Origin of the sequence: Oribacterium sp. C9, assembly GCF_002007235.1 — a bacterium.
Lineage (GTDB): Bacteria > Bacillota > Clostridia > Lachnospirales > Lachnospiraceae > Oribacterium.
The window spans coordinates 1-6,809 of sequence record NZ_MUHW01000046.1; the positions used below are offsets into that span (position 1 = coordinate 1).

The 6,809-nt window shown below is 37.5% G+C and carries 5 protein-coding genes and 1 pseudogene; 1 reads left to right on the plus strand and 5 read right to left on the minus strand.

Translation table 11 applies throughout. The features are described from left to right. Positions 1-79: 79 nt before the first annotated feature. Positions 80-250, plus strand: a pseudogene (locus BXO88_RS15925) (tyrosine-type recombinase/integrase); the annotation flags it as partial. A gap of 594 nt (positions 251-844) precedes the next feature. Here BXO88_RS15925 and BXO88_RS15930 read toward each other — a convergent pair. From BXO88_RS15930 to BXO88_RS15955, 5 genes are all read right to left on the minus strand, one after another. Continuing rightward, positions 845-2,698 (minus strand): S41 family peptidase, encoded by a 1,854-nt coding sequence (locus BXO88_RS15930; protein ID WP_078038711.1) that lies wholly within the window; start codon positions 2,696-2,698, stop codon positions 845-847. Positions 2,699-2,824: 126 nt separating this feature from the next. Then, the gene (locus BXO88_RS15935) at positions 2,825-3,043 is read right to left on the minus strand and encodes a hypothetical protein (protein WP_078038712.1); all 219 of its coding nucleotides are present in this window, start codon (positions 3,041-3,043) and stop codon (positions 2,825-2,827) included. A 952-nt stretch (positions 3,044-3,995) separates the two neighbouring features. Continuing rightward, the gene (locus BXO88_RS15945; protein ID WP_242945249.1) at positions 3,996-4,247 is read right to left on the minus strand and encodes a hypothetical protein; all 252 of its coding nucleotides are present in this window, start codon (positions 4,245-4,247) and stop codon (positions 3,996-3,998) included. A 178-nt stretch (positions 4,248-4,425) separates the two neighbouring features. Continuing rightward, entirely contained in the window at positions 4,426-5,175 is a 750-nt protein-coding gene (locus BXO88_RS15950) for a DUF4198 domain-containing protein (RefSeq protein WP_078038714.1), read from the minus strand. Positions 5,176-5,329: 154 nt separating this feature from the next. After that, entirely contained in the window at positions 5,330-6,352 is a 1,023-nt protein-coding gene (locus tag BXO88_RS15955) for an FMN-binding protein (RefSeq protein WP_078038715.1), read from the minus strand. Positions 6,353-6,809 lie beyond the last annotated feature (457 nt).

A 6,809-nucleotide genomic window follows, 5' to 3' on the forward strand; every position in this document is an offset into this window, starting at 1 on the left:
AGGAGTAGAATCTTGGCAGAAAGTTTGGATTTTATTTAAGTTTGGATTTCTGAATAAATCCTAAATTTGGGATTTGTTCCGCCGTACATTTGGAACCAGACTTTATAATTCTTCCGGTGACATATATATGGTTGCTGATGTTCTTGGTCATAAGAATGTGAACACAACTGTAAAACATTATGCTGCTATAGACGAGGAACATAGAAAGTCCGTAGCCAATTATGATCTTTTTGGTGATGATGGCAATTGATTGAACACAATTCAATATTCGGCTTTTTACAACTTTACCTTTAAATGTTCGGCTTTTTACAGATTTAGCTTTAAAATGTTCGGCTTTTTACAAGATTATCTTTAAAAACTCAGGCAAAATATTCGGCTTTTTACAGTTTTATCTTTAAATGTTCGGCTTTTTACAAAATGAAGCTTTAAAAATTAAAGCTGAAAGGTGTAAAAAGCCGAACTTTTGACATTTTACAGCCCTATCTTTACGGATTTTACAGTTTTAGCTTGAACCGACAAAATTCTACGTTAACAACGTATGCCGTATAATCAACATTTTTTCGTTAAACAAGGGTTTTGCGCAATAATTTAAACGCAAACTGATGTTCTCGTCCCTAAATTGAAGAAGTTATCGAGACTTTTGGCAAAAAAAATATATGAAAAGGTCTCGTTAACCTCTTCAATTGTCGTAATATAGATCTATCCATAACATTCCGAAGTTTGCTTAAAGATATTTAAAACGCAAGGGACAGAAATATCAATAAAGGAATGTTCTTCACCAATCAAAAAGGACCCCATGGGATCCTTTTTTGGTTGAATTAAACGGAAAGAATGGATATCCATATTACGTTCCGTAATGATCATCAACTATCTGATCAAGCAATTCGAAATTACGGAAATCACTGTAATCTGTTGTTCCGTCTGTATTCTTCTTTGTAATATCATAATCTGGTGATACACCGGCTTCTACATTTCCTCCATTCTGATAGTTAAATACTCTGAATGCTGATGCTGAATATTGAACACCCTGATTCATTTTAAAGAAAACAAGATTGCATGTTCCGCCAGCACTTTTCTCTCCTATTATCGGAATTCCGGCTTCCTTACACAGACAAGGGAACAGATTGCCGCTTGAAAATGAACCCTGGGAACACATAACGGCATAATTAAAGCCATAATCAAAGTCTTCATCGTCCCCTTCAAATTTACCATCCTGATCCATATCGTAATCTAACTTTTCATATGTCGCATTGCCGGTCATTGCACTTTCATAGTAGAATTCATCTCGCTTATCTTTGGTAATGGCATTAAGCATATACATACATGATTCTGTAGAACCTCCGCCATTATCCGAATCATCAAATATGAAATTCTTCATGCCATGCTCTTTCGCAAGATCAAGCGCTTTCTTAAAGTTCCTTACAGCATTATCGTCATAATTTGTATATACAAAGATTCCGGTGTCATCAAATTCATAGTAACGATAGCGTTGTCCTTCTTCTGTCTCTTCATCAAAAACAGCCTGATATTTATCAAACTCACTGCCGTACTCTTTGATTATCATCTTGGCTTCCATTTTACTTATATAATCGCCGTACCACTTCCGATAAAGAACAGTCCTTATATTGTCGGGTTCCTCTTTTACGATCCTGCCAAGTTCAGCGAACGCCGTTGTCCCATCAAGGTCAGTGAGAATATCCGTAGAAAGATCTGTATGACCGCCATCATATAACATAGTTGACAAAATTATGGTACCAAATAACAGATCAACAGTCTTATCAGAATTAAGAAGCTCTTTTACCTGCCTTGTCTCATCACTGTAGCTTTCAAGCGTGGCATCAAATCCTTTATCCCTGATAGACTCAGCTAATATACAATGCGGTGCGTTGCCATATATATTATCCATAACAAAGCAAAACTCCCCATAGGTATATGCTATCTCACCGGCATCCCTGACTTCTTTATTGAAATAGTCCTCCCAGTTAACAGAAGGTTTGTCGGAACTGTAATTCAGATAAATCTTATTATCATAATAAACAGTATTCAAATAAGAAACCCCTGTAAAATCAGCTGCTGTTGTAAGCGGAAAATATACTTTGCCGTCTTCTTCTATGATATCTATTCCGTAATTTGAAAGATCGATATCAAGGGCGTAGGGATCTTTTCTGTAATCAGTAGCAATGATATGTTCATATACATATTCTGTATCATCTGTCGGATTCAGCCTCTGATCGTTATATAAGAACTGCTCTATTTTATCAGAATGTAGTGTATCCTTAACCGTATCAACTGTCATATTGCCTTTGGCATTACTTATCTTATACACTCCACTGCCTTGTGATGATAAAGAGAATACATTGGCCGTATCATATACTTTATTCATATATTCAACAACATCAACATAAGGAACCGGAATGCCTTCTTTCATAAAGCCACTGATAGTTGAAGCTTTACCATCCGGATCGACTACTTCAAGCTGCGCCACATCATAAGCACCTGTCTCCTGCGCTTCGTTCACTTCTTCCGGTGATTTCGTAGATTGCTTCGTTGTAGGTTCTGTCGTAACCTGTGCATCTACTACATCCGATGCTTCTATGGATGCGGAAGCCGTTGTTTCGTTTGAGCCTGATGATCCGCAGGCGACAAGGTTTATTGACAAAGCCGATACCAATGTCAGTGAAATCAATATTCTCTTCATAAAATTCTCCTGTTAAATCAGAAAAAATCATTGGATGACAAATGATCAACCCCAAAATTTACCAGACAGTGATGCGATCTTCAAGAGCAAGATACATGCCGTCCCCTTCTTTAATATCATAGAAATTCAGGAAATCATCGTAGTTCTGTAGCGGAACATTGACACGATAGGCTTCTTTGGTATATCAGGATCCGACTCTTTTGTCTTTCCGCTTTCAACGATCTTATCTATATAGTTTTTTGCATCTTCAAAATCCGGCCAGACTCCCATGGTTCCGCACAATGTTACGCCATCAAGTTCCTCACCATACTTTGAAATATAATCTCTTGCGATAAATGAACCCATGCCTAAATATGCTTCATTTTAATTGAATCCCTATATTGTCCCACTTCTCCATAACCCCATGATATGCCAGGCCTTTCTTTTTCACAAAAGGTCTGATTCCTATATTGAAAATAACTGACTTAAAGACCTTTTGTGCGGGATAAATCTTTTTACTTTGTATATCTTTGATAAACCTGTTTGAAACTGTATGTATCTTACTGCTCATTCTTTTCTCAGCTTCATCGAAATGATTAAAAGGAGCCTTAACCAATATTTGTTTCTTTAAAGCATCCAAACTTTATCATTGCCTTGGCTGTAGGCTGATTTACAAGATGATCTAACTCAGCTCTAGATACATTAGTTAATATTCTCATTGAATTTACCTCCTTGTAAATTACATGCTGTAAGTCTTACAGCAAAAAAATACAGAACACCCCTTTATCTATATATCGACATAGATTTAAATTAAATAATCTGAATGGAAAGCTGTTCGAATAAGTCAAACCCTTGATTTAATAGATTTCATCTCTACTATGAAGCTTATTACACGTAATATGGAGATTCCATGGGAGGTCATTCGTATTTCTGAGATTCACCACTTTCTTTGATATCATTAATGCCGACAATGATGCATTAAATCCGATGACTGGTGATATCAAAATCTATTTAAAAGAAGGTATTATGCAGCCTTATACAAGAAGTTTTTATCAATACAGTTTCAAGGGCTACAATACGATGATAATTTCGTACTGCAGCCCTTTTTTGTCTTGCCCATTTATTTTGAAAGAAAGGAGGGCGATCAGTGGTGGAACAGCCACTACTCGCTGTTAATGAAAGAAAATAAAATGATTAATAAGGAACATGGAACAATTTAGTATTCACTACTATATTCGGCACTAAAGGTTTTCATATAAATCAAAAAATAAAAAAGCCGGGACTTTTACATCCCAGCCTTTTCACGAAAGGTAAAAACTCATACTTTGACATCAGGGTTCTTTTCTCCAAACTTTTCTTTTAAAGTATCACCGATTTCACGTCGCGGTTTACCTTGTTTTTCCATATTTTTGATTGTCTTATAAGCTGCGAACAGTGTGGAAGGTCCTATCTCTGAACTAAAGTACCCGATTCCCTGATTCCACACCAACAGTTCAAAAACATCGTCCAACGCTGCGCTGTCCAGACCATGTATATATGCCTTCACCAGTTCTCTTGTTGCCTGACGCATACGTCCTGCCCCTACTGCATTAGTAAGCGAAAGTAATAATCTTATCTCATAAGGTAGATGACGTTTATCATCGCTCCAGGTCAAATCCCAAAAAACTTCCTCCAAACATAATATTTTCTTCTCATAAAAAAAACCGGGATGTCCCGGCTTTCTTCTAAAATGTAAATGGAGTGATAGTTTAATCTGTCTCTTCCGGATAAAGAGTATAGCTAAGACTTACAAATACCTTGCTTCTTGTAGCCTTCTTGTCTTTTCCTTCGTTCTCGTAAGGAACTACCATCTCACATCCAATTACATTTGTGCCGCCGTTTACAGCTGTAACATATGCAAAACCATTGGCATCTGTTTTTGTTGTGACTGTATGATGGTTCATGACATCAGGAATGATATCAACATTTGCCATAGGCTGTCCTTCATGAAGGAGCTGTACAGCAAATACATCACCTACATTGAGCTTTGTAGGATCAGCTGATGGAACGAACTGATATGGCATATCCAGCATAGGCTGAACATTATCTACACTCTTCAGATAGTTAACGCTGTACTTTAAAGCATGAGTCCCGATTGTAGAACCCTCTACCTCATCCATTGGCTTTGGAATCCATTTCCCTTCAGCGTTATTGCTCCAGTAACCATAATCAAGAATGACATCTACAACAGAAACATCATCTGTAGGATTGATGTAAAGATAATTGTCGCCCTTCTGTGGCTCAAGAGCTGTGAAATTGTACTGAGCGCTATAAGCATTCATCATGAGAAGACCGTTTGGATCATATCCATTGTCCTTCCATCCCTCTCCCACTACCAGCTGTGTTCGGTCTGTTCTTTGGGCAAACCATGCACCATGGGCAAATGATGAGATTGGGGTTGAAATGATACAACTTGTTGCTAATAAAACTGAGAATAACTTCTGACTGATTCTTTTCATAACTCCTCCATACTATGTACTTTTATGGTTAGTATTAACTAACTGCTTAAGTTTTATATATCCGAAAAGAATCTGTGTCAAGATATAAATAAAAAATATTTTCTTTTCCAAAAATTTAAGGTCATATTCCAAATACGGAACATGACCTTTTTCCTTATTTTATCTGTGAAAGTGCATTTTTAACGGCTTCTTTCAACGCGTCAGATGTTACTGTGGCACCCGATACCGCATCAACTGCATCTATTTCTTCAGGTGATGATAATCCTATGAATTTCTCCGGAATTGCATCAATGGCCTTTGTACCAATGTTTGGCGTCTCATTGTTTGACATAACCTTTACATCACTGATCTTTCCATCATCTACAGTTACTTTAACCTGAACATCGCCTTCCATACCCTTAGCTGTGCCGATATACTCATTATCGGCAGTTTCAGCTTCTGTACTTTCTGCTTCAGCTGGCTTCTCAATACCATAGAATACATTTATAAGCTCGATTGTCTTTGCAGCAACGTCGGCAGAAAGTGCAGCACAGCGTGACTTTCTGCGAGGGTCGCTCTTCTCAGCAACTCCGGCAGCTGTCATCCATGTTCCAAGTGAATCTACACAGTTCACGGAAGGTGATGTTGTATGAACATCATCATACTCTCCCTCGTAAATTGGAAGGACTGTTGATGTATACCAAGCCTGAAGTTCCTTTAAAACATCATCCTGGTTCTCCTTAGGTATAAGAAGCGCAATGGCCAATGTTGCACCGCCAAGAGATCCGCAGTATGAACCGCATGTATAACCGGCATGTCCAAGAAAAGCCATCTCATGTGAGAACTGATTGTATGGATAACCATACTTATCTGCCAAAGCACCCAACAATCCATCAAAAACAGATGCTCCGCATCCACCGAGTTTGAACCACTGCTCGTATACTCTTGCCTGAATTTCCTTCTTATCAAGTTCATGCCATTCAAGAGGAAGTGTTATTGCAGGGATATCATTTGTTACTTTATTTTCAACAGCAGCTGTTGTTTCCTCAACTGTTTCTGTCTCATTTGTTGTTGTGGCTACCGGAACCTGACTTTCCTGACCACATCCTGTTAATGTTGGAACTGCCGCAAAAGCTGCAAGACCAACAGCTGTTTTCCCAGCCTTCTGTAAAAATTCCCTTCTTGTGAACTCCTTCATAAGTGTCCTCCCTAAGTTATTAGACTCATGATTTTTAATTATATTTAAACAATATCACTCAAAATTTAATATTGTACAGTTTATTTATCCGAATGTTAAATGATTAACGTAATATTATCATGCATTTGATTTTATACACTTTCTTTTATGGATATAGACAAAACCAATGCTTACATGAATGGCTTATATTAGTAGTGATGTCTAAGAATAATGCTTAAATAGGTGTCAGATGTCACATCAGCCGCAACCATAACAGGTAAATTACGACCGGTCTATGCCAATCGTAAAAGGAGCTGCTATGACCCTATTAATCTGAGTCTAAATTATGGACAATCTGGAAGAAGAAACTACGTTGCTGCAAATGTGAACCGAACGTTATTTTTCATATCAAAAAGAAAGCTTGGATTTCCAAGCTTTCTTAAGTGTTTTAATTTTACAGTATTAATTTAAACTGGCA

Excerpts from the sequence above, each read along its gene's own strand:
- BXO88_RS15945 (WP_242945249.1), bottom strand. The coding sequence starts at position 4,247 with ATGCGTCAGGCAACAAGAGAACTGGTGAAGGCATATATACATGGTCTG.
- BXO88_RS15950 (WP_078038714.1), bottom strand. The coding sequence starts at position 5,175 with ATGAAAAGAATCAGTCAGAAGTTATTCTCAGTTTTATTAGCAACAAGT.
- BXO88_RS15930 (WP_078038711.1), bottom strand. The coding sequence starts at position 2,698 with ATGAAGAGAATATTGATTTCACTGACATTGGTATCGGCTTTGTCAATA.
- BXO88_RS15935 (WP_078038712.1), bottom strand. The coding sequence starts at position 3,043 with ATGGGTTCATTTATCGCAAGAGATTATATTTCAAAGTATGGTGAGGAA.
- BXO88_RS15955 (WP_078038715.1), bottom strand. The coding sequence starts at position 6,352 with ATGAAGGAGTTCACAAGAAGGGAATTTTTACAGAAGGCTGGGAAAACA.